General features: G+C 60.0%; 11 protein-coding genes. 6 read left to right on the forward strand and 5 right to left on the reverse strand.

What is annotated here, in order from left to right; genetic code table 11:
- The first annotated feature begins 25 nt into the window (after positions 1–25).
- The 3 genes from ACP3TY_RS11325 (at position 26) to aspT (ending at position 4,439) form a co-directional block, all read left to right on the forward strand.
- On the forward strand, positions 26–1,036 hold the full coding sequence (locus ACP3TY_RS11325) for a helix-turn-helix domain-containing protein (protein ID WP_426619990.1): 1,011 nt from the start codon (positions 26–28) through the stop codon (positions 1,034–1,036).
- A 72-nt stretch (positions 1,037–1,108) separates the two neighbouring features.
- Positions 1,109–2,722: a mechanosensitive ion channel family protein gene (locus tag ACP3TY_RS11330; RefSeq protein WP_426619991.1), complete on the forward strand. Its 1,614-nt coding sequence runs from the start codon at positions 1,109–1,111 to the stop codon at positions 2,720–2,722.
- A gap of 25 nt (positions 2,723–2,747) precedes the next feature.
- Positions 2,748–4,439 carry an aspartate-alanine antiporter gene (gene aspT, locus ACP3TY_RS11335; RefSeq protein ID WP_426619992.1) on the forward strand — a complete coding sequence of 564 codons (1,692 nt, stop codon included), beginning with the start codon at positions 2,748–2,750 and terminating at the stop codon, positions 4,437–4,439.
- Positions 4,440–4,993: 554 nt separating this feature from the next.
- Here aspT and ACP3TY_RS11340 read toward each other — a convergent pair.
- From ACP3TY_RS11340 to ACP3TY_RS11360, 5 genes are read right to left on the reverse strand one after another with little or no spacing between them, the layout of a single operon-like run.
- Positions 4,994–7,090, reverse strand: a complete 2,097-nt coding sequence (locus tag ACP3TY_RS11340) for an HlyD family efflux transporter periplasmic adaptor subunit (RefSeq protein ID WP_426619993.1) — start codon at positions 7,088–7,090, stop codon at positions 4,994–4,996.
- Positions 7,090–8,436, reverse strand: a complete 1,347-nt coding sequence (locus ACP3TY_RS11345) for an efflux RND transporter periplasmic adaptor subunit (RefSeq protein WP_426619994.1) — start codon at positions 8,434–8,436, stop codon at positions 7,090–7,092. Before ACP3TY_RS11345 ends, ACP3TY_RS11340 begins: the two co-directional genes overlap by 1 nt.
- Positions 8,433–9,206, reverse strand: a complete 774-nt coding sequence (locus ACP3TY_RS11350) for an efflux RND transporter periplasmic adaptor subunit (RefSeq protein WP_159811821.1) — start codon at positions 9,204–9,206, stop codon at positions 8,433–8,435. The genes ACP3TY_RS11345 and ACP3TY_RS11350 overlap by 4 nt, the downstream gene beginning before the upstream one ends.
- Entirely contained in the window at positions 9,187–10,722 is a 1,536-nt protein-coding gene (locus ACP3TY_RS11355; RefSeq protein WP_053120049.1) for a TolC family protein, read from the reverse strand. The genes ACP3TY_RS11350 and ACP3TY_RS11355 overlap by 20 nt, the downstream gene beginning before the upstream one ends.
- Positions 10,723–10,747: 25 nt before the next feature.
- On the reverse strand, positions 10,748–22,093 hold the full coding sequence (locus ACP3TY_RS11360; protein WP_426619995.1) for a VCBS domain-containing protein: 11,346 nt from the start codon (positions 22,091–22,093) through the stop codon (positions 10,748–10,750).
- A 443-nt stretch (positions 22,094–22,536) separates the two neighbouring features.
- Here ACP3TY_RS11360 and ACP3TY_RS11365 point away from each other — a divergent pair, with 443 nt between their 5' ends.
- From ACP3TY_RS11365 to ACP3TY_RS11375, 3 genes are all read left to right on the forward strand, one after another.
- A complete protein-coding gene (locus tag ACP3TY_RS11365; RefSeq protein WP_159811819.1) occupies positions 22,537–22,905 on the forward strand; it encodes a co-regulatory protein PtrA N-terminal domain-containing protein in 369 nt (122 codons plus the stop codon).
- Between the two features lie 291 nt (positions 22,906–23,196).
- Complete coding sequence (locus tag ACP3TY_RS11370) at positions 23,197–23,772, forward strand: RNA polymerase sigma factor (protein ID WP_426619996.1); 576 nt, start codon at positions 23,197–23,199, stop codon at positions 23,770–23,772.
- Between the two features lie 75 nt (positions 23,773–23,847).
- Complete coding sequence (locus tag ACP3TY_RS11375) at positions 23,848–24,474, forward strand: response regulator transcription factor (RefSeq protein ID WP_159811817.1); 627 nt, start codon at positions 23,848–23,850, stop codon at positions 24,472–24,474.
- Positions 24,475–24,513 lie beyond the last annotated feature (39 nt).

Consider the following 24,513-nt stretch of genomic DNA (forward strand, 5'->3'; position numbering starts at 1 on the left):
CTTTTTACGGCTAAGGATGCAGGCAATGTTTCTGTTACGCAGCGGTGCCATCGAGGGCTACAGCGCGCTAGTGACCGAACTGGGTCACAACCCGGTAAGTCTGCTGCGTGACAGCGGCATGGTGGTGGCGCAATTGCGCGAACCGAACAGTTATCTGTCGTATGAAAAAACCGCAGACCTGCTGGATGACACCGCACGTCATTGTCAGGAACCGCTGTTCGGTTTGCGGCTGGCATCAAGACAGAATCTGCTCGCCATTGGCGACGTGGCCCTGTCCGGCAGCCGCCAACCCACCGTGGGCGAGGCATTGAATTTCGCCCGCCAATACTTGTACCTGCACGCCAGTGGCTTGCACCTTGAAGTCAGTCGACGGGGCGAGCGTGCCGAAATCAGGTTCAAGTTCGACTTCACCAATGAACTCGGGCTGCAGCAACTGAGGCAGCTCAGCGGCGCGCACCTGTTCAACGCGGTGAAAATTCTCACGGGCGCCGACAGCCCGCAGATTCGTTTGCACTTGCAGCAAGGCACCTTGAAAACCCCGGGTTGGTCATTTGCCGACGTCTACGGAAAAATCCGTTTCGACAGCAGCTTCGACGGCGTCAGTTTTCCTTTCGATTACCTCAAACGCGCGCCGCTCGCCGATGAGGTTTTGATGCGCGAACACTGGAACAACCGCATGCAATTGCTCAAAACCCAATACCCCGACAACCTCAAGGCGCAGGTTTGCCATCTGATCGGCAGTCTGCTCAACACCGGCGAATGCAATATCGATGCGGTCAGTCACTCGCTGGGGCTGCAGCCACGTGTTCTGCAAAAACGCCTTAAAGCCGAAAACATCAGCTTCAGTCGCCTGCTGCAGGACACGCGCCTTGATATCGCCAGGCAAAACTTGCTGCTGGACAAGACCAGCATCACCGATCTGGCGCTGAATCTGGGCTACGCCGACGTCTCGGTGTTCAGCCGTCATTTCAAACAATGGACGGGTGTTTCGCCCAGAAACTGGCGGGCACAACAACTGTCGACTGTGGAAATCTGACAACCGTTCATCGCTCAACTACGCTGCCTTACGTATCCCTCACAAACAACTGTGGCGTAAGGAAAAAGGCGCATGCGAAGCAGGCTGCTGGCTGTATTAATAGTGGTTTTCGCGATGCTCTGGACGGGGTCTGGCTGGGCGCTCGACGCTGCGGCAAAAGCGGAAAATGATGCGGTAGAGCTCAAGGTCGCGAATCGCAGCATCATGCTGTTTCGCGCAACCATTCTGGGCGAGGCGCCGGCCTCGCGGGTCAAACGGGCGAAAATGGTCATCAGTGAAGCGCTCGATGAAGACGCCGAACTGAACATCAGCATCGATTCGATCCAGAACAGTTACATGGTGCTGCTCGGCAACAAACGGGCATTCATCGTTTCACCCAACGATGTCGACAGCCTGCAATATTCCTCGGTGCAGCAGGCCGCCGAAGGTGCGGCTGAAAAACTGCGTCAGGTCGTTTCCGAGACCCGTGAAGCGCGCAGCATGGATCTGATCATCAGGTCGCTGGCCTTGGCGGCGGTGGCCACCGTCATCTATGTCGCGTTGTTGTGGGCGCTGGCCTGGATGCGCCGCCGCTTGCTGAGAAAACTCCCCGAACTGATGGATCGCCACACCAAGGCGTTGAAGGTCGGGCGGGTGCAGGTGATCGACGCCAATTTCCTTTATCCCTTGGTCAGCCGTTTACTGTTGGTGCTGCGCTGGCTGGTGATTTTGCTGCTGACCTATGAGTGGTTGGGCTTTGTCCTGTCGCGGTTTCCCTACACCCGGCCTTGGGGTGAAAGCCTCAACAACTACCTGTTCGAACTCGCCGACTATCTGCTGCAAGGCATCGTTGGCGCCGTCCCGGGATTGGGCGTGGCGTTGGCGATTTTCTTTATTGCGCGCGGCGCTACTGCGTTCACCCGGCGCATGCTGCGGCGCATGTCGACGCCGGGCACGTTCAGTTGGCTCAATCACGAAACCCTGCAACCGACTCAGCGGCTGACGTCGCTGGCGATCTGGTTGTTTGCGCTGGCGATGGCTTATCCGTATCTGCCCGGCGCCGGTACCGATGCGTTCAAGGGCTTGTCGGTGTTGATCGGTCTGATGATTTCCCTCGGTGCGACCAGCGTGGTGGGGCAGGCAGCGGCAGGGTTAATCCTCACGTATACCCGCACATTGCGCCCGGGCGAGTTCGTCAAAATCGGCGAATACGAAGGCACGGTCACCGAGTTGGGCATGTTCACCACGCGTATTCGCACGGGGCTTGGTGAAGTGCTGACGCTGCCCAATTCACTGATCACCGGTACGGTGACCAAGAACTACTCGCGCACCGTGCAAGGCCCGGGTTACGTGGTCGACACGGTGGTGACCATCGGCTACGACACACCGTGGCGGCAGGTCGAAGCGATGCTGCTGGAAGCGGCCAAACGCACGCCGGGGATTCTCGAAGACCCGGCGGCGCAGGTGTTTCAGACCGCGCTGTCGGATTTCTATCCTGAGTACCGACTGGTTGCGCAGGCGATTCCGAGTCAGCCGCGGCCACGCGCGGTGCTGTTGAGCATGCTCCACGCCAATATTCAGGACGTGTTCAACGAGTACGGCGTGCAGATCATGTCGCCGCATTATCTGGGCGATCCGCAGGCCGAGAAGTGGGTGCCGCGAGAGAAGTGGTTTACCTCGCCGGCGCAAGAACCGAAGGATCAGTGACCGTCGCTGCAAGGGAGTCCGCACCATGCTCGATTTTGTCCTCCACGCATTACGCGCTGATCCGGAAATCGCCGTGTTTCTGGCGATCGCGCTGGGCGTATTTGTCGGGCGCATTCACATTGGCAGCTTTCATTTGGGCTCGGTGGCCGGCGCGCTGTTGATGGGTTTGCTGATCGGCCAGATCGGTCTGGAAGTGCCGACGGGGTTGAAGTCGGTGTTCTTCGTGATGTTCATCTACGCGGTCGGCTTCAAGAGCGGGCCGGAGTTTTTCGGCAGCCTCAATCGCGGCACGCTGAAACTGGTGTTGTTGTCGGTGGTGTTGTGCGCGACGGCATTGGTGGCGATTCTGGCGATGTATTGGCTGTTTGATTTCGACGCCGGTTTCACCGCCGGACTCGGTGCCGGTGCGCTCACCGATACGGCGATCATGGGCACCGCGACCAGCGCGATCAATCAGTTGAGTCTCGACGCGGCAGCCGTGGCGAAACTCAACAGCCACATGGCGATTGCCTACGCGATCACCTACCTGTTCGGCACCATTGGTTTGATCGTGTTTGTCGGCAGCATTGCGCCGAAGTTGCTCGGTGTGAATCTGCGCGAATCGGCGCGTGAACTGGAGCTGGAACTGGGGATCGCCAAGGAAGAAGAGGCGATCACCGTGCCGTACACGAGGATCGTTGTGCGTGCGCATCAGGTGGCGAGTAACGGCCAGGCTGACGGGCAGCGGATTATCGACATCGAAAAGCTGCACGAATCGCTGACGGTCGAGCGCGTGGTGCGGGCCGGGCAGGTGATTGAACGCGATGAAAACTTTGTGTTGATGGCGGGGGATGTGGTCGGTGTGTATGCCTTGCGCGACGCGGTGGGCACACTGAGCCATTGGGTCGGGCCGGAGATCGATCATCCTGAGTCGCTGTCGTTTCCGACCCGCGAGGTGGACATTGTGCTGACCTCGGCGGAGTTCGCCGGCAAGACGATTCATCAGGCGAAAAGCCGTTTGGCCAATGAAAAGCGCCTGGGCTGCTTCGTCAACAACATCACGCGTCAGGGCTATGACTTGCCGCTGTTGCCGAACACGGTGTTGCGCCGGGGGGATGTGATTACGTTGACCGGGCGCACCGCCAGCGTCGAAATGATCGCCAAACGGCTGGGGCGCATTCGCAAGAACAATTACAAAAGTGACATCGCCATGCACACGCTGGGCATGGTCGTGGGCTCGTTGATCGGCTTGCTGTCGACGCATATCGGCATGATCCCGGTGGAGCTGGGCATTGGCGGCGGGGTGTTGGTCGCGGCATTGGTGATTGGCTGGTACAACTCGCGCCACCCGGAAATCGGCGCGTTGCCACCGGCGGCGCAATGGGCGTTTTCCGAATTCGGTCTGACTGCGTTTGGCGCGGTGGTCGGCTTGCTTGCAGGGCCAGCGGCGTTTGCGGCGATGAAAGAGCAAGGGCTGGCGTTGTTGCTGTCCGGCGCCGTGGTGACGATTCTGCCGCCGCTGGTGGCGCTGTATTTCGGTCGCTACGTGCTGCGCCTGCACCCGATGATTCTTTTTGGCGCATTGGCTGGGGCACAGACAGAGGCGGCTTCGATGAACAAGATCATTGAGCAGTCCGGCAGCAATACACCGGTGATTGGCTTCACCGTGTGCTATGCGATTTCCAACGTGCTGCTGGCGGTGTGCGGGCCGATCATTATCTTTGTGGTGGCGGGCTGAATTTCCCCGGAGCTACCTACACACCATCTTGGCGCCACCTACACACCATCTTGAAGCACCCCATTCCCTGTGGTGAGGGGATTTATCCCCTATCGGCTGCGCAGCAGTCGTGAAGCCATTGCATGCGGTGTGTCTGATGTACCGGGATTGCAGGTTTTGGGGCTGCTTCGCAGCCCAACGGGGATAAATCCCCTCGCCACAGGGTTTGTGGTGTGTCAGTTGGAATGGGTTTGTGGTGTGTCAGTTGAGATGGGTTTGTGGTGTGTCAGTTGGAATGGGGTTGATGGCTGGCTGGGTTTCGCAGAAGTGCAGTTTTCTGAGGTGACCCCCATTCCCCTGTGGTGAGGGGATTTATCCCCGTTCGGCTGCGCAGCAGTCGCAAAGCCATTGCATGCGGTGTGTCTGGTGTACCGGGATTGTAGGTTTTGGGGCTGCTTCGCAGCCCATCGGGGATAAATCCCCTCGCCACAGGGTTGGATGTGTTCTCAAGGGTTGGGGTGTGTCTGGAGGACAGCCTTTGCTTGTGGTGAGGGGATGGGTTGAGAGCTTGGGGGTTAGAAGCCACTCTCGCGCATCAACACTGCCAATACATGCGTTGCACCATCGGCCAGCAAACTGCGCCGTTCGCCTTCGATTTTCAGATGCCCACGGGTTTCGCGCAGGGTGGGCATGGGTTCGTCGAGCTGGATCAGTACCTGAAACAACGCGCTGCTCGGGATCAACGAGTGCTCGGCAGTCGTGGTGGGTACCGGGCCGCCGAAGCGTGACGAGAGCATGCGGTGTGACAACTGGCTCGCGCGGGTGCTGCCGATTTGCAGGACGCGGCCGCTACGTGGCGTGGTCTGGCCGTCGGGGTAGAAGCGTACGCGGTCGCCGATGGCCATGCGGTGCACTTGATCCTGCGCGACATACGCATCCACCTGCCAGCTGCGCGGGTCAACCAGCATGCCCAGCGACTCTTGACGACCGACCCATTGCCCCGGTTTCCAGTCCGGGTTGACGTCCAGCCACACCCCGGCAAACGGTGTTTGCAGATTCAGCCGGGCGATTTCCGAGCGGGCCGCGCGGGCTTCTTCGAATTGCACGTTGAGGCGTTGACGGGTCACAGCATCCTCAGCCAAACCACCGGGATCAGCGATCAGCCCGGACAGCCGCGCTTCGTAACTGCGCGCATTGGCTTCACTGCTGCGTACCCGCGAGGCGATGTCCGGCTCGTCGAGCACGACCAGATTGGTGCCAGCCTCGACCGGGCCATCGGCGTGAATCGATTGCAGCCGCGCCGGGTAGGGCGCATAGACGCGCATCTGATGCTCGGCCCGCGCCACGCCCACTGCATCGATCTGCGTGCGCCAAGGGATCGCCAGCCCCGCCAGAATCGCCAGCAACACCAGATACAGTTGCACCTTGCGCCGGCTCGGCACCGCCGCGCGGTGCTTCCACCAGTGACCGAGTTCGCGCATGACGGGCAGGGCGATAAACCACGACAGTTCGACCATGAACAGGAAAATCCCCAAGACCTTGAAGAAGAACAGATAGACCGCCAGCGCGATCCCCAGAAACAGCACCAGACGATATATCCAGGTGAAGATCGCAAACGTCACCAACAGTCGCCGCTGACCGGTCGGAAACGTCTCCGGCCAGTCCTCGCGCAAACCGAGCAGATTGCGCCGCAACGTCACCCGCGCCAGTGCCGATGCACGCTCATGCAGATTGGGAAAATCAAGCAGATCAGAAAGAATGAAATAGCCGTCAAAACGCATGAACGGACTGGCATTCAACGCCAATGACAGCAACCAACTGGTGGTCGCCAGATACAGCAGGGCATTGCGCAGCGCCCCCGGATCGCACACCGCCCAGCCCAGCGTCGACAGACCGGCCAGTGACAATTCGGTGATGATCCCCGCCGAGGCAATCGCCAGACGCTGCCGCGAACGGCTGAGTTTCCAGCTCTCGCCGGTGTCGGTATAGAGCATCGGCCACATCACCACAAACGCGATGCCCATGTGCCCGACGCGCAAGCCCAGCCGCGTCGCGACCAAGGCATGCCCGAGTTCATGCAGAGTCTTGGCGACGATCAACGCCAAGGCAAAACTCAACAGGCCTTCGGTGGAAAACGACTCGACCACCGCGCTGGTAAACGTGTCCCACTGCTGCAACACCAGGACGATGCCGAGCAGGCTCAAACCGAGCACGAGCATGCCGGTGAGCGGATGAAACAGCCAGCCCAGCGCCTTCGCCAGATGCTGTAAATGTTGTTGCGGGCGCAGCAGCGGAATGCGGAAAAACAGGTAATGGTGCAGCCACCAGCGCCAGGTCAGCCAGCCGCCTTCTTCGCTTTTTGCTTTGAGCTTTTCCAGCGCCGCCGGGCCGGCACGCAGCAGCTGATGCTGTTCAAGAAACTGACGGAAATCGAGAATCTGTTCGACGTCGGGTTTGAGCGCCGTGCCTTCAGCAATCTGCTCGCTGATCTGCCGGGGCGATTGGCCCCAGCGCAACAGGCACTCGAATTCCAGCCAGCCGATGCGGTAGAAACGATTGATCACCGTGTCTTGAATCACCCACGCCGGTTCACCGTTGCTGCCATCGGCAGCCTCGCTCAGGCGCAGGTCTTCACGCAGAGGGGGCAGGGGCAGATCGGCCGGATCGAGCATTACCAGCCACTCCACGCCCGCATTGTCGCCAGTGGTCGACGCAGCAAGTAATAACCGAGCATCACTCGACCGCCATACAGTTTCGCGGTGCCGTGCAAGCCCAGTCGCGCGTGTTCCGGTGCGCCGTCGATGCTCGCCAGCAAGCGATAGGCGACCACGCCTTCGTCACTCGGCCGTGCCTGATAGCTGGTTTCAAGGATCTTGCCCTTGAGCGGCGTCAGCGGGTAAGCGGTCAAAAACAGCGTGACTTCGGCGCCCGGTTCCAGCGCAATCGCGTCGGCTACGGCCAGTTGAATCAGCATCGCCCGTTGCGTCGGATCAGCGACTTGCATGATGCGTTCGCCAGTCACCACCGGTTTGCCCAGCCAATCGTTGGGATCGCTGAACACCGCAACGCCGCCTCGAGGCGACAGGACTTTGGTGCGCTTCAACTGCGCGGTGACCGCCGCCAGTTCTGCGCGACGCTGTTGGGAGCGGCCTTCAAGCAGGGTCAATTCGCTTTTGCTTTGCGGGTTGTCGAACGCGCGTTGACTGGCCGCCTGCAACTCGGCATCGGCCACCGCGACTTCCTTGCCGAGCACTTCGGCGCGACTGCGCAATGTGGTTTCGTCGAGGGAAAACAGCAGCGTGCCAGCATCGACCGGTTGATTGGGGCGAACCTCGATCTTCTCGATCACGCCATCGATGGGCGAACTGATGATCTGTGCCTGGCGCGAGACGATTTCGGTCGGCGCCAGCGCGGTTTGCCGTACCGGCAACAGCAGCAGGGCACCGAGCACAATCGCGGTCAGCAGCAATTGTTTGCGACTGGGCCGCCAGCGGTTGAAACGCTTGCGCTTGGTCAGCGCCGCCCAGCAATACGCCCAGGTACCGACCAGACCTTTGAGGTGCTGCCACAACACCGCCGGCGGTTCTTGCTCCAGGAGCAACAGCAGCAAACCGAGGCGCTGCTCATCGCGATCCTGGATCGGCACGCACCAGACGCCCGACGGCCACCATTCGCCCCAACCTTCGGCGATGTCGGCCGGTGCGTCGACCGTTTCCTGCGTCAGCCATACCGGTTCGCCAGCAGGGACTTGCGTGGCGATCCAGCGACTGGCGCGGCGCAGCCACACAAGGTACGGCGAGTCTTCACTGGGCCGGGACAATCCCGAGACGTTCAACAACTCCAGTGATGATTCACGCTGGGCAAACACCAGCGCCTGATGAAATTGCAACAACGGATACAAGTCGTTGGCCATGCTGAATGCCAACGCGTTGAGCGAGTCGGCCGCCATGGCCTTGTCGCGCAGCGCGTCGAGTTCGAGCAGCAGGTGAGGGTGCGGCAATTGCTCGTTCATGGTCATGGTTGCGCAGCTTGATCAAATTGCGCCGTGCCGCTCATGCCCGCCATCAGGTCGGGATATTTGTTGTCGAGACGCGCTTCGAGTTCGACGGTTTGTGCCACCGCATCGACGCGCGAGTTGATCCCGCTGACATGCGCGGGATAGGTCTTGCCGGTCTCATGAATGCTGACTTGCAGCGGCAGGCCGGGTTTCAGATTTTTCAGTAGGTTGGACGGCACGTTCAAACGCACTTTCAGCGCGCCATCGCTGACCAGATCAAACAATGGCGTACCGGCGGTGACGGTCTGATACGGCTTGACGTACACCTTGGCCACACGCCCGGAAAACGGCGCGAGCACTTGGCAATAACTGCTTTGCGCGGCACCCATGGCCCGCGCGCCGTCGGCCTTTTGCACTTCGGTGTTGGCCATCGACACTTCGATATCGCCAACGGCATTGAGTTGGCGCAGTTGTTTTTTTGCCTCCAGATTCTGTTTGGCCATGGCCAGTTCTGCCGCTGCGACTTTGGCCCGCGCTTCGGCCTCGTTGCAGTTGAAGCGGGCGAGCAGTTCGGACTTGCCGACCTGTTCGCCGAAACCGGCTTTCAGTTCGCCGAGGGTGCCGCTCATTTGGCTCGACAGCGTGGTTTCCAGCTCCGAAGCGAGCAACACACGAATGGCGCTCGCGCTTTCCAGGGACGGTGCCGAAGGTGCGTCTTCGGCGTGGGCATTGAGGATCAGACTGGCCAACAACAGAACCCCGAAACGGGGCTCAAGGGCGATTTTGCGCATTCGGCGTTCCTTGCGAAGTGACGAGCAGGCGTTGCTGTTCTTGTTGGTTCAGGGTGCGCTGGATTTCCCGCGACAGGGTCTTGATGTCGTGTTGGTCGATTTCCTTCGGCAGCACATCGAGGCCAACCGAGTTGTACATCCGCCCCCACGCCGCTTGGGCACTGGAGAACGCCGCTTCACGCTGATAACGCGAGAGCAGATAACGGCCCTCGGAGCGGATCACTTCCAGCTCCGAGCCAAGTGCGCCGGTCTTCGCCGCTTGCGCGTAGTCGAGCAGGCTGCGGTCGACGCGCAGGCTGTCTTCAGCAAACTCCACTTCCTGACGCGCCAGTTGATAGCGCAGGGTGCCAACGCGCACTTGCGTGAGAATCGCCATCGACAGCGCCACGCGGCGGGTGTCATCGGTTTCGCTCTGGGATTTCTCCGCAGCATTGAGCGACGGCAGTTGCAGCAGGCGCAGCAGGTTGGTCGACACTTGCAGGCCGGTGCTCATCCAGTCGTTGTTGTAGAGGTATTTGTTCGAGTCGTATTTGTAGCCGAAATCGACGCTGACGTTCGGCCACAACTGCGCCTTGGCAATCTCCAGATCCTTCTGGTTGACGCGTTTGCGATACCACTCTTCCATGATTTCCGGGCGGTTCTCCAGCGACAGCTGTTCAAGCTGCGCCATGCTCTGACGCACTTCCGGCAGCGGTGGATCGGGCACGTCAGCCAGCACCATTTTCGAGCCCGGTGGCAGCGACATCAGCGCCGACAATTCGGCTTGGGCGAATTCCAGATCCTGACGGCGCACGGTCAGCAAGTAGATCGAGTCGAGGAGGGCGCGTTGATAGGCGAGGATCTCCTGACGCGGCAACAGGCCCCGGGTTTCCGCTTCACGCGCGGAGGTCAGCGCGGTGTGGGTGCGCATCAGCAGCTTGTCGACTTCCGGCATCAAACGTTGCGCGCCGAGTGCTCGCCAGTACGCGTTGCGCACATCCTGCAGGACGTTTTGCGCGACTTTGCGCCGGCGTTCTTCGGCCATCAGAATCTGGTCGGATTTCTGTTGCGTGCGGTAATAGGCGACGCCGAAATCCAGCAGGCTCCAGCTCAAACCGAGGCCGTAGACTTCGCGGTAGCGTTCCTCTGACGTCGATGGCCGCAAGCTGACCTGACGATCCTCGATGCCGATCGAGGTGCCGCCGGAATCGTTGTTTCGTCCGGCATAACCGGCCGAGGCTACCAGCTTCGGCAGCATTTCATGGCTGGACACGTCGCGCAGGTCTGAGGCCAGCGCGCTCTCCATCAGTTTCAGTCGATAGTCGAGGTTGTATTTCAGCGCTCGGGCTGCTGCGTCGTAAAAGGTGATCGGCGCTGTGACCGGTTCCTGCCCGGAGTACATGCGCGACTGATCGGCAATGATGCGTTGGCGGTTTTCCTCGTCGGTGGAAGGTTTCGGTTCCGTCGACGAACAGGCACTGAGCAGCAGTGCGGAGGCGATGGCGGTACTGAGAAGCCGGGTCGCGTTTTTACGCATGTTCATTCCTTTGCATTCTTGGAATTTATTCGGATCTGCTGCTGTTACCGCTGGGATTGCTGGTATGCAAGCGCTGGGCCGCGTGTCGCAACTGCGCCGAGAAGCCTTTGCTGTGACGCGTTTCTTGCGGTTTTTCCGCGTTGATCGGGTGTTTCGTCATGTTTGCCGGATCGAGCGCAAACAACGATGGATCACTGAGCAAACCGTCGGCACTCAAATTGGTGCGACCCTCACGGCCCTGCACCCAGAGCTGGTCGAACTCGCTGGCGCGGCGACTTTCGCGCACCGCTTGCGCCACGAATTGTCCCGGCACCAGACCCAAGCCGTTACCCAACGAATCAACCTCGAATTCCCCCACCGAGGCCAGACGCAAATTGCTGCCATCGACACCGTAGCTGGTCAGCTCGTTGACCTCGGCGTAACGCTCGACCACCGGGGTGATGAAGATTGCTGGTTGCGGATCAGGAATCAGGAAATCGCTGGAATCCAGATCACTGTCGCGACTGAAACGGTTGCCGCCATCCGGTGCCGGAATGAACGGCGTGGCGATGTCCAGGGTGATCACCAGTTCGGCTTGATCGCTGGCGCCGGCGCGGTCATTGATGGTGTAGGTGAACACGTCACGCAGTACCCGGCCGAGTCCGGCTGCGGCGAGCACGTCCGGGTTGCTCTGATCGATGGTGTAGGTGTAGCTGCCGTTGGCGTTGAGTACGAGCGTGCCGTAGAGGCCTTTGATCGGTTGACCGATCACACCGTCCGCGCCTGAACCCGCTTCGGCGCCGGTGCGTACGCCAACCACGACCAGGCTGTCATTGGCATCGATGTCACCATCGTTGGGCAGCACGTTGCCAGTGGTTTGTGGCCCGGCGATCTGATCGCTGGCGAAGCCGCTGTCGTTGCGTGCAATCGGCGCATCGTTGGCACCCTGAATGACCACGGTCAAACGCGCGTCGGCAGTTGCACCAGCGGTGTCGACCATGCGGTAGGTGAAGGTTTCGCTGAGGGTTTCACCGGCCGTGCGCAAGGCTTGAACAACCGGGTTGTTATTGTCGATGACGTAGGTGTAGCTGCCGTCGGCATTGATCGTCAGTTGCCCGTAAAGGCCCATCAATACTTGTCCGGCGCCTGCTGACTGACCGGCCTGATTGCTGACGCTCAAGACGTGTTTGCTTTCGCCATTGGCGACGCTGTCGACATCGCTGTCGTTGTCGAGCACGTTGCCGGTGGCGTTGCTGCCCGGAGTACCGTTGTTGACGCCGCCGGCTTCGACGGCCACGGATCCATCATTGACGGCGGTCGGCGTGTCGTTGCGGCCATCCACCGTCACGCGCAATTCGGCGGTGCTGGTTTCACCCCACTTGTCGACGATGGTGTAAGTGAACACCTCCGACAGCGTCTGGCCACTTTGACGCAAGGCTTGCACGGCGGCGAGGCTGTTATTGACGGTATAGGTGTAGCCGCCATCCGCGTTGAGCAACAGTGTGCCGTACTGTCCTTGCAAGGTTGTGCCCACGGTGCCGACCGTGCCGATGTCGCTGGTGGTGCCGGTATGGATGCCGATCACCGTCAGCGGATCGCTTTCAGCATCGGTGTCGTTGTTGAGGACGTTGCCGCTCGGGTTGACCCCGGGTTGGCCGTTATTGACGCCGCCAGCCTCGACCGCCGTCGCTGTGTCGCCATTGGCCACCGGTGCCGAGTTGCGCCCGCGAATGATGATGTGGATTTCCGCCAGATCATTCTGCCCGCCACTGTCGGTGACCTGGTAGGTGAAACGCTCGTTGAGAAATTGCAGTGGCCCCAGCGCCAGAACGGCCGGGTTGCTGGAGTCAAGGTTGTAGGTGTAGCTGCCGTCAGCGCCGATGATCAACTGACCGTAGAGGCCGTTGATCAACGTGCCGTTGCTGTTGTCGGTCTCGGCATTGACGTCGGTCAGGGTGCCGTTGGCCCCTTCAGCACCGAAGCGGATACCGGTGATGGTTTTGCTGTCACCCTGATCGACATCGGTGTCGTTGGGCAGCACGTTGCCGCTCGGATTGACCCCGTTGTCATTGCCGTTATCGGCCACGGCGACAGCCAGATCGTCTGCCGCGACCGGGGCATCCCATGCGCCGTCGATGCGAATGCTCAGTTGCGCGGTATCAGTGGCACCGGCGATGTCGCGCATGCGGTAAGTGAAGGTTTCCACCAGCGAATCGCCAGCCTTCAATGCTTGAACCGCCGCCAGATTGTTGTCGAGCACGTAGCTGTAAGTGCCGTTGGCGTTGATGGTCAGGGTGCCGTACAGACCGGCGAACGATTGCGTGACGCCAATGGTGGTGAACGTCCCGCCCGCCGCTTCGGTACCACTGCGAATGCCAGTGACCAGCATCGCGTCGTTGGCATCGACATCGTTGTCATTGGTCAGCACATTGCCGGTTGGATTCACCCCCGGCGTGCTATTGAACGTGCCACCGGCCTCGACCGAAACCGTGCTGTCATCGGTTGCCAGCGGGTTGTCGTTGGCACCGCGAATGGTGATGGTCAGCGACGCGGTGCTGGTAGCGCCGGCGAGGTCGCGGATCTGGTAGGTGAACGTTTCGCTGAGGGTGTCGGCGTTACTGCGCAGTGCCTGAACCTGCGGATTGAAGTTGTCGACCAGATAGCTGTAACTGCCGTCGGCATTTAAGGTCAGCCTGCCGTAGGTGCCATTCAAGGCACTGCCGACCAGGCCCACCGAGCTGCCCTGATTAAAGCCGACCACGCTGATGACTTCACCGTTGCCATCGACGTCGGTGTCGTTGGTCAATACGTTGCCGGTCGGGTTGACGCCCGGCGTGGCGTTGTTCAAGCCTCCGGCTTCGACGGCCGTGGCGGTATCGTTCTGCGCCACCGGCGCGTCGTTGCGCCCCTGAATATTGATATTCAACGTGGCGCGATCAGTGGCGCCTGTCCTGTCGACGACCTCGTAGCTGAACGAGTCGAGGAGGCTGTTGCCAGCGCGCAAGGCCTGGACTTCAGCCATGTTGTTGTCGAGGCGATAGCTGTAGCTGCCGTCGGCATTCAGGGTCAGCCAGCCATAAGTGCCGCGCAGTTCGGTGCCCAAGGCGCCGGCGGTGCCGGTGTCGAGTTCACCGCCGGTGCGTACCGAGAGCACGGCTTTGGTTTCGCCATAGTCATGGTCGGGCAGGTCGCCGGGCACTTCGCCGCCGTCGACATCGGTGTCGTTGTCCAGCACGTTGCCGGTCGGATCCTGTCCCGGTTGCGAGTTGTTCAAGCCGCCAGCCTCAATGGACAGACCGCTTTCATCGGTGGCAACCGGGTTGTCGTTCTGCCCACGGATCAACACGATGATTTCCGCCGAGTCGGTTTCCGGGGTCGCGCCGACGCCATCGCTGATGGTGTAGGTGAAGCGCTCCAACAGCAGATCACTGCCACGGCGCAGGGCCTGGACATCAGGGTTGTTATTGTCCAGTTGGTAAACGTAGCTGCCATCGGCGAACATCGTCAGCGTGCCGTATTGGCCGAGGACCTGAGTGCCGCCAGCAATGACCGCCTGATCAGTGCCCGCACTGCCTTCGGGGCCTGCCTTGATCAGCGTGACGGTCAGAGGGTCTCCGTCAGGATCGAAGTCGTTGGCCGTCGCATCTCCATTCGGATTGACCCCCGGTGTCTGGTTGGCAATACCGCCGGCTTCCGTGGCAATCACCACCACGGTTTGCGCCACGGGTGGGTCGTTGATGCCGCGCACAGTAATCACCAGTTGCGCGGTATCGGCCAGGCCGGTGGTGTCGGTGATGCGATAGGTGAAAAATTCAGTCAGCGTCTGGCCCTGGGCCAAGGCCTGAACCGCTGCGTTGGTGCTGTCGACATCGTAGAAATACGAACCGTCCGCGCCGATGGTCAGCGTGCCGTAGAGCCCGACGACCACAGTACCGTTGGCCGACGTGGTGCCGGTGTTCACGGTGCTCAGTACGTCGACGGCGGGGTTGTAGCTGGCTTCACTTTTGTTGATGACGCCATTGACAATTAACTGGCTGCTAGGACGATCGTTGTCATCAACGTCCTGATCGACGCCGTTGCCGCCGGGCTGATTGATGGTGCCGGGGCGACTTGGAAAAAGAATGACGTTGCCGCTCGGATTGCTCTCCGCGGAGTTGGGGTTGGTCGATGCCGCTTGCGCTTCGGCAGCATCATCGCTGGCCACCGGATTGTCATTAGCACCCTGAATCGTGATGCGCAGTTGCGCGACATCGTCCAGACCGCCGGTGTCGGTGAGGCGGTAGCTGAAGAATTCGATCAGTTGTTCGCCGGCACTCAGGCGCTGCACCGCGGTGTTGGCGTTGTTGATCACGTAGGTGTAAGTGCCATTGGGGTTGATGGTCAACGTGCCGTACGCGCCGATGATATTGGTCGGCCCGCTGACCGCCGTGAAATTACCCGTACCAGCTTCGGCCGCCGCACGGATACCCGTCACGGTGCGGGTTTCGCCATTGGCCACGCTGTCGACGTCCTGATCGTTGGTCAACACGTTGCCGGTGGCTGGGCTGCCGGGGGTGCCGTTGTTGATGCCGCCAGCCTCAATCGCCACGCCGTCGTCATTGATGCCCAGCGGCGTGTCGTTGGCGCCCTGAATGGTTACGGTCAACACGGCGGTTGACGTCGCCCCGGCAAGGTCGGCAAGCACGTAATTGAAGGTGTCTTGCAGGGTCTGGCCGGACAGCCGCAACGCCTGCACGGTGGCATTGTTGTTATCGACGACATACTCGTAGGAACCATTGCTGCCGATGAGCAATTGGCCGTACAGACCGTTGACGACCACCACTCCGTTGCTCGGTATCGGGATCCCGGCGCCGGGGCCAACCGACACTACCTGCAGTGAATCGGCGTTGGTGGCGATGTCGACGTCGATGTCGTTGTCCAGCACATTGCCGCGCGGGTCGATACCGGCCGAGGCGTTATTGGTGCCGCCAGCCTCTACGGCGGTGGCGCTGTCGTTGACGCTGATCGGGTTGTCGTTGACCGCGGCGAGGACGATTTGCAGAGTGTCGGTGTCGGTCAGCGCATCCGCTGCTGTACCGGGAATACCGTCGCCATTGGCATCGCCGTAATTGCCACGGTCGTTGCTGATCACGGTCAGGGTATCGGTGCCGTTGAAGTTGGCGTTGCCCAGATAACGCAAACCGGCCAGTGCGGTGTTGATATCGGCGAGGTTGCCGGTCAGGGTCAGGGTGGCGGTGTTGGCGCCAGTGACGGTCACGCCCGGCACAGTTGCACCGAGGAACAATGTGCCTTGGGTGACTTGCAGGGTCACGCTGATCGCACGGTCGTTGACGTTCGGATCGCGGTTGGCGTCGACGTCGGCAACGCTGATGCCGCCGATCGCCAGCACGATATCTTCCTGACCGTTTTGCGTGCCGGGCAGGGTGTTGACCGGCGCGTCATTCTGCTCGACATAACCGGCATTGGCGCTTTGCGCGGCAGCATCGCCGAGGCTGATGGTGATCTGACCAAGAGTGCCGGCATCACTGTCGACGCGTACGCGCAGATCACCGATCGGTTGCGGGTAGCTGACCAGGCCGGCCGGCACATCAATGCGGAACACACCCAGCGGCAGCACGCCGAAACGGTACTGACCGTTGGCATCGGTGAGGGTGGAGAAAATCAGGTTGTCGGCAGTGGTCGCCAGATTGCCGTCGGCACCGGCCCACGTCAGGGTCACGGTTTGTCCGGCGAGGCCTGCGCCGTCCGGTGTGGCGCTGGCGGTCGGGCTGGCGGTGTCGTTCCACAAGGTACCGCTGATCACACCGAGCCCGGCGTTGTCGCGCAGGATGTATTGATTCGGGCCAACCGTGCTGCCGGTGCGTTCGCCGGTAGTGGTGCCGTCGACGCCGACGCTGTTGCCGCCCCAACTGGTGAAATCTTCCGGCAGGCTGCTCCACGTTAACGTTGCGTTGCTGCTGGCGACGATGGTCGAGTTGGGCAGGGTGACCTGATAGCGCACTTGAATCTGCGCGCCGACGTCGAGTTGGTCGAAATTCACGCTCAAACCGCCACTGGTGCTTAAGCTCACACCGGCCGGCAGGTTGCCCGGGCCGTAGGTCACGCCGTTGATGCTAATACTGACCAGCGTGTAGTTGCTGCCGCCGGCAAAGCTGTCGCTGACTTGCGCGTCGAATGCGGGCAGGCCGCCGTTCTGGGTGAAACTCAGTTGCACCGTGGCGTTGCCGGTGGTGCCGGTTGGATTGGGGTCGAACGCAACGATCTGTTTGTCGAGGCCGCTGAAGCTCGGTTCGACGATGCGCTCCACCACCGTGTCGCTGACAGCCCGTCCGCCGCCGTTGACGATTTCCCGCGCGGTCGCCCCCAATTGCACGCCGGCGACGTTGGCGGCAATGTTAGTCACGCGTACGTTGAACTCGATGGAAATACCTTCCAGGTCATCGTCGTCGCCGGCGTTGACCACGTTGCCCAGATTGAACGTCACCACCTGGCTGCCGTCGGGATTGGTGATCACGGTCACGCGGCTCGGGTCGAACACGCCTTGCGGGGCGGCACCTGAAAGGTTGGCGGTAATCGGCAGGGCTTCCGGGCTGTTTTCGTTGCCATCGATATTCAGCGTGCCCCCGACGATCAGGTTGGCATCACTGCTGAGCCCACCGTTGGAAATAAAGGCGATGCGCAGCGCATTGACCAAGGCGTCCGGGGAGATGAATTGCAAGCCGTTGGCCAGGGTGATCTGTATCTGGTAATTGGGGTTGTCACCCTCGGGCACGACCACCACGACACGATAGCGGATGACTTCGCCGACCGTCACTTGCTCAACGATTGCCGTGGTCGGCGAAGGTGCGGCGGTGTCCGGCAGACCGCCGACCCGGGAAATCTCGATGGCCTGGGCCACAGGGATAATCAATGTCGAGAGGTTGCGGTAATCGTTGAGTGTGCCGCCATTGAGTGTGCCGTCGACACCGGTGCGCTCACCGGCATTGGCGCCATCAAGGCTGGTCCACTGCACGCTGGCGACGTTGGCGATATTCGACTGCGCGGCAGCGCTGGCGTTGACGACGCCCGACAGGCGCAAGACGATGCTGCCACCCTTGGCGATGTCGATATTGGCGCCGTTGGCGGTCACCAACTGGCCATTGATGAGCTGGAAATCGACGCCGCCGTTGTTGGTGGCGCCGTTCTGATACAACACGCCCACCAGCGTCACGTTGCTCAATTGGGTCGGCAGGTTGTCGAGAAAACTGATATCGAACGCGGTGAAATCGTTGCTGCCATTTCCATTGCTGATAGTAATGGTGAACGTCACCGTATCGCCCTGATCGTAACCACCGAGCCCTGAGGTCGAGGTGATCACCTGATTGATCTGCAGCGTTGGTTCGCGCACGGTCACAGTGGGCTGGCCACCAGTGAGCGCGACGTTACGATCCTGCGCGACCGTGCCATTCGGCGTGCTGCCATCAGGGTCGCTGTAGGTCAGTTGCGCATTGTTTTGCAGGGAGACGTTGGCCTGGTTGGCGATGACGTTATTGGCCACCAGTTGCAGGCGAATCACAAAGGTGTTGTTGCCAGTCACGTTGTCGGCCGAAACGCTGGACACGCTGAAGATCCAGCGCGCATCGACGCCGTCACCGCCCAACGCTCCGCCGACGCCGGCGAATCCGCTGATCAACACGCTACCGGCAAAATCGGCTCCAAGTGCGCCGCTGCCGGCGCGGGTGGTGATGATCTGATAACCGAGGCCGCCGTTGAAACTGGTGTCCAGACGCATGCCCGGTGGAATCAGATCCTGAATGCGCAGGTTCTGCGTAGTGCCTTCCGGCAGGCTGATGACGATGTCGTAACGCATGTTTTCGCCGACCACCAGATCGCTGCCGGTGGTGTGTGTGGCGCTGGAATCGCCGTTGTCGAGGGAACCGTCGGCGAAGCCTTTTTTGATCACTGGCGCGGCGACTTGCTGGTTGGCCAGATCGGTCAGATCAGTCGGGGTGAAATCGGTGCCATTGTTGACGCTCGCGTAGTTGTTCAGGGTCGCACTCGATTGCAGGGTGCGATTGGCTTCGATGGTGCTGCTGACCACCACGTCATAACTGATCACCACGACGTTGGCGCCGCTGGTGTCAGCGGCGGTGCCGGCGCGTCCGGCGAGCAAAGTCGCCTGTCCGCCGGCATCGAGGAAGGTAATCTGGTTGCCACTGACGCTGTAATCGGTGCCAAGAACCAACAGGGTGCCGTCACCGCGATAAATCTGCAGGTTGGCCGCGGCCAGACTGCCGCCAACAAAACTCAGCCCCGTGGGCAGGGTGATGCTGGTGCCGACATCGAACGCGCCGCCGCCACCGGTGTTTTCAATCGCGGTGACCAGGCGCAGGCGATCAGCGCCGTCAATGTTGCTGATGTTGCCATCGACGGCGGCCAGATCGGTGACGCTGCCATTGAACGGTACGCCGGTGCTGCCCGGTGGATTCCAGCTGCCGGTGGTGCCAGTGACGGTGCCGTTGGTGCCTGAAACCACGCCGTGTTTGATGTTCAACACTGGCTCTGCGACGGAGACGATCGCCACCACGTCCGAGGAAATCAACGTGCGGTCGGTGAGGGTGGTTTGCTGGGTCGATTGCGCAAGCACATCCAGCGAGCGCTGGTCGGCAAATGGTTGATCGCCGACGCGCACGGTAAAGCGAATGACGATGCGACTGCCGGTGGTGGTGTTGGTGGCAAAACTGCCGAAGTCGAACACCACGGAATTGCCATTGGCGCTGGTCACGCTGACGACGCCGCCGGCATTGGTATTGCCCGGGCCCAGTTGCCACTGGCCGACATCGCTGCCGCTGCCCCAGGTCACGCCGTTTACGTTGAACAGCGGCAATGGCAGATACGCGGTGAGTTTGAATTGCTCGTAGTCACCGGTGACCAGGTCATAACTCAGCTCGAACGTGACTTCATCGCCCGGACGCAGTTCGCCGTTGCCGGGTGGTGTGCCGTTATTGACCTCGACCAGACTGATGTCGACGGTACTGGTCGGAATCACGCTAGTGGTCGAGGAACCGTCGGTTTCGCTTTGACCGGTCAGGTTGAACTGATCCACCAGCAACGTGCCATCGACGGTGGCCGTGTTGCCCAGCTCATCGCCTTCATTGATGTCCGGTTGCGGGTTGCCCGACGGTGGCTTGTAGGTCTGACCGACCACGGCCGAATAGCTCAACACCGCCAGCACGGCGCCTTGCAGCGTGTCGTCGAAGGCCAGATCGCCGTTGAGCCAGCCGCGAATATTATTCGATGAATTACGCAGTGACTGGCCGATGTCGAACACGATCGAGGTGCTGCCGTCAGCGTTGGCCACTGACGTGGTCACCAGGTTAATGGTTTGCGCAACGCCATTGATGGTCACGGTGACGGTCGGCGTGCCACTCAGGGTCTGGCCGTCGCTGAGTTGATCGCGCACCACCAATTGCCCTTCGTTGAAGAAGTCCTTGCCGAAGGCGAAGTAGTCGGAAATCGCCACATTGAGGCTGTATTGCAGCGTGTCGCCGGGGCTGATGCCGACGTGGCCGATATCGGTTTGCATCGACACGGTTTTCAGCAGCGTGATCGACTTGGCCACAAACTGTGTGCCCAGGCCGGTGCCGCTGAAATCAATGGTGGTGTTCGGTGCGGTCACGTCGCGCGGATCAAGCGGCGTCCATTGCCCGGACGCGGTCGGAGGGCCCATGGTGATCGTGACAGCATCACCGGTGACCGGGTTGATCACTGGCTGACCGTTGGCATCGACTTCTGGTACGTAAAACGCAACCACGGTGTCGGTCTTGCCGGTGAGGGTGGCGTACTCGACCGTGAACGAATTGATGTACACGTCGTTCGCGGCCAGCAACACGGCAATTTGCGCAGGATTGCTGACCACGGTGCCGTCGTGCAGGGTGATCGACGCGAGACGGCCACCGGCCCCCGGGGTAATCGAATTAACCTGAATGTTGTCCGGCAGCGGTTGGGTGATGACCACATTGGTCAGGGTCTGCCCCGGCGCGGGTGTGGCCGACAACGTCAGCGTGCGCGCGTAGTTGGGGCCGCTGACCGTTTCGCCTTCGGGAGCATTGATGATTTCACTGACGGTGATGACCGTCGGATGCACGACAAACGCTGCGGTACCGGCCTGAATCAGGCTTGGGTCGTTGGTCGGATTGTCCAGCGCATCGTTACCGAACTCGAAGCCACCGCTGGCACGCAAGGTCAGATCCGGCGTGCCGTTGGAAAACGAGGTGTCAGCCAGATTGCTCAGGCTGGCGGTGACCTGCACGCTGATCAGCGGTTGCTGGTTGGTAACACTGGCAAACGGCAGTTCGATCACCACCAGTTTGTCGCCGGCGCGCATGCCGTAGCTGGCGGCATTGATGATCAGAAAGTTGCCGCTGGCGTCTTTGGCGAGCGGGTGGGTCGCGTTGCCATTGGCGTCAAACGTCAACACTTGGGCGGTCAGGTTCTGACCAAGGAACGTGGCAGAAATGAAGTTGACGCCGTCATCGCCGTCCTTGCCGGTGGCCGGCATGGCCAGGTTGATGAAGGGCGCGAATCCGGTCTGGCCCGAGGTATTGCTGAAATTCACGGTAAAGGTGAACCGCTCGCCGATCAGTACATCGGTGCCGGCGGTGGTGACGGTCGCAGTGGGCGCAGCGTCGGCCAGCAAGCCATCGAAGTGGCTCATGGCCAGGCCGCTGATGGCGATGCTCTTGTCGATGTCGCCGACTTTGGTTTCCAGCGTCCAGTCGCCGCCAGCCTTGGCACTGCCGGTATCATTGCTGGAGGCGCCAACATCGGCACCGGTCCAGCGCGCCAGTTCGGTGACCAGCGTTTGCCCGGCAGCCCCAGCGCCGACGTCGCAGCCGTACAGTTGAATGTCCGCACCCTGCGTGAGGTTGCTGCGCCATTGTTCGAGGGTTTTGTTGAGGGAGTCGACGTTGTCCGAGGTAATGGTGCGATTGCCGAGGGTGAACTGGCCGGATGCGCCGTGGGACATCACTTGTATTGAGTCGACCTTGCCCAGTTGCGCCAAAGCGGCAGAAATGGCGGCGAGACCGTCCTCGCCGACGTTGACCACAATCGCCGTGACATTGCCGGGCAATTGCGCCAGCAGTTGGTCGCGGTTTTCGATACGACTGTCGATCACCAACAGGCTGCGCGCCGCTGATGGCGCCTGTTCTGGCGTGGCGCGGGCTTCGGTGGGCGTGGCATGCGGGACTTGTGCATCCACCGCTGCCGGCGGCGCAGCAGGGTCGCTGTGATGCTGGTCGACAGCGGCAGACGCGGCGGCGCCGTCAAAGAGAATCCGTGGCTCCAGCGCAAGGGCCTGACGTTGTGGGCGCAAATGGGAGCCAAACTGCGAACGAGGAGACTCTTGCATCGTTTCCATACCTCTAACTGCGTGGTCAGAAATTTCGTCCGTATCAAGTCCTTTACGAACAGATTCAGCGTAGGACTTTTCTTGTGCTTTTCCAGTCTGTTGGCGAAATACCTTATAGCTAAAAGAATCGGCTGCCCCTACGTGCGCATGCGCAAAAAATCAAGTTGGATTTGAGGAGATTTCCTATAGCGCCCCGACCGTTGCAGCGCGGAAGATTCGCGCCCGCGAATGAACAGACGAGCCCGCGAAATCGGTGATGCAGAAGACCGTGAGGGACAAAAGGAAAAAATATCCAAGTTCTGAGTGATGAAAATATCCAACTTTAGGAAATTTCCTACAGAGTCGATTGATCACAGGCGCTAGGTTTTAAGTGAACTGCCGACCTGTTCGGTTGGAAGTTGATACTTATAAAACAACCACTGCCTATCGCTATGGATATAACAATGAATCACTTCAAATCTGTATTACTTGCGGGTGCCATGTTGCTGTCTTCTACCGTTTATGCGGAAGGCGGCGGTGATCGGACGTTTGCCCATATCGAAGAGCTGATGCGCATGCAACAAGCGTCGGCCATGATGTTGACCGACATTGAGAAAATGCCGAAAAAAGATCAGGCCCCCATGGTGGGTGAACACATGAAAATGCTTGGCGATGTGATGGATCAGTTGAGCAAAGCCACGCCCGACACCGCCATGTCCGACAAGGACAAGATGGTCTGGATGCAAAAACATCAGGCAATCGTTGCCGATGTGTTGAGCCAGATGCGCCGCGAGCACGCGATGATGTTTTCGCTCAGCCATAACCTGAACTGACGACGGCTGCGGTTTCGCCCGAGCATTTCGCGGGCGAGACCAGCGCTTCGCTCGACTTCATGCTTGCAATGACCTGATCCGGTAAAAGATCCCGCCTCAAGCCATGCTTTCTGCATGGCATTCATGTTCCCATTGAAACAGTTTTAGCGCTGGGTCGAAAAATCGGCCTGGTGTTGAATGAGTTGCGCCGAGAGATTTCGGAAATTTCCTACAGCGTCTGGTTTTTTTTATCGATAAGTTGAACCGGTTCTTCAGCTAAATAAAAAATAATCAAGCCTTGCGGAATACCCAATGATTTCAGAATGCACGTTGTTATCGAACTTGATCGAAGGCGATCAATATGCCTTCAACCAGTTTGTAAAACGGCATCAGAGCCGTATGGATGCAACGGCCCGAGCGATTGTCGGCCCGATGCTGGCGGATGATGTCGTACAGGATGCCTGGTTGAGTATTTTTCGTAACATCAAGTCTTTCGAGGGCCGCGCGAGCCTGCGTACATGGTTGTTGGTGATCACCGCAAACATGGCCAAGGCCCATTTGCGAAAGTCGAGAAATGAACTATCCCGCATCCCCCGCAATGCGTTGAAAGTTGTATCCGTAGAGGAACAGGAAGAACACGGCGCCAGTGTGTTGTGGCACGACGAAACGCCAGATGCTCTACTGGCTCGAGATCAAAAGTGCGAGGAACTGGAGGCGGGATTGCAAGCATTGCCAAAACGCCAGCGCGAGGTGGTTTACCTCTATGATTATCAGGGTATGGCGATGAACGATATTGCCGACCGGCACGGTATTACGCAGGGCAATGTCAGGGTGCTGCTGCATCGCGCGAGGGCGACATTGTTGTCGGCAATGGAACGGCGCGAGTGAGCGCAGCCAGTCTGCCCAATCACCTGGCAGGGGCGCGTAACTGCACCACGAGCGTCGACCACCGGAGAACGGGCCATGTATAAAGTCATTGTTGTAGACGACCATCCTTTCGTGCGCGCCAGCGTCAAGGCGCTGTTGTCCCAGGACGGCTTCGATATAGTCGGCGAAACCGGCAACGGCCAGGAAGCGATCCGCTTGGTGCGTGACCTGCAGCCTGACTTGATCGTGCTGGATATCGGCATTCCCGATCTCGATGGTTTTGAAGTCATCAATCGGTTGTCCGGCCTCAGTCGTGCGGTGAAGGTGCTGGTGCTCAGCACACAGTCGCCCGAACAGTTTTCGATTCGTTGCAAACATGCCGGTGCGGCGGGTTATGTGTGTAAAAACGATGAATTGGCCGAATTGTCGAAGGCGGCCCGCGCCGTCATGAGTGGCTACACTTATTTCCCGAATATCGCCTTCAGTTCCGTGCGCAAGCTCGACGGTGACGCCGACGAGCAACAACGCCTGGGAACGGTGTCTGATCGCGAAATGCGGGTGCTGCAGCAGTTGGCCAAAGGTTTTAGCAACAAGCAGATTGCCGACACCATGTTTCTCAGCAACAAGACCATCAGTACCTACAAAAGCAGACTGCTGGAAAAACTTGAGTTGAAATCGGTCGTGGAACTCGCCGAACTGGCTAAACGCAACGGTTTGATTTAGCGCGCAAGCGCTCGGAACGGATGAGAGCACTCCTGTTAC

Source organism: Pseudomonas rustica, from assembly GCF_049959085.1.
Taxonomy (GTDB): domain Bacteria; phylum Pseudomonadota; class Gammaproteobacteria; order Pseudomonadales; family Pseudomonadaceae; genus Aquipseudomonas; species Aquipseudomonas rustica.

Coding starts and splice junctions, on each gene's coding strand:
- ACP3TY_RS11325 (WP_426619990.1), top strand. CDS start 26: ATGTTTCTGTTACGCAGCGGTGCCATCGAGGGCTACAGCGCGCTAGTG.
- ACP3TY_RS11330 (WP_426619991.1), top strand. CDS start 1,109: ATGCGAAGCAGGCTGCTGGCTGTATTAATAGTGGTTTTCGCGATGCTC.
- aspT (WP_426619992.1), top strand. CDS start 2,748: ATGCTCGATTTTGTCCTCCACGCATTACGCGCTGATCCGGAAATCGCC.
- ACP3TY_RS11340 (WP_426619993.1), bottom strand. CDS start 7,090: ATGCTCGATCCGGCCGATCTGCCCCTGCCCCCTCTGCGTGAAGACCTG.
- ACP3TY_RS11345 (WP_426619994.1), bottom strand. CDS start 8,436: ATGACCATGAACGAGCAATTGCCGCACCCTCACCTGCTGCTCGAACTC.
- ACP3TY_RS11350 (WP_159811821.1), bottom strand. CDS start 9,206: ATGCGCAAAATCGCCCTTGAGCCCCGTTTCGGGGTTCTGTTGTTGGCC.
- ACP3TY_RS11355 (WP_053120049.1), bottom strand. CDS start 10,722: ATGCGTAAAAACGCGACCCGGCTTCTCAGTACCGCCATCGCCTCCGCA.
- ACP3TY_RS11360 (WP_426619995.1), bottom strand. CDS start 22,093: ATGCAAGAGTCTCCTCGTTCGCAGTTTGGCTCCCATTTGCGCCCACAA.
- ACP3TY_RS11365 (WP_159811819.1), top strand. CDS start 22,537: ATGAATCACTTCAAATCTGTATTACTTGCGGGTGCCATGTTGCTGTCT.
- ACP3TY_RS11370 (WP_426619996.1), top strand. CDS start 23,197: ATGATTTCAGAATGCACGTTGTTATCGAACTTGATCGAAGGCGATCAA.
- ACP3TY_RS11375 (WP_159811817.1), top strand. CDS start 23,848: ATGTATAAAGTCATTGTTGTAGACGACCATCCTTTCGTGCGCGCCAGC.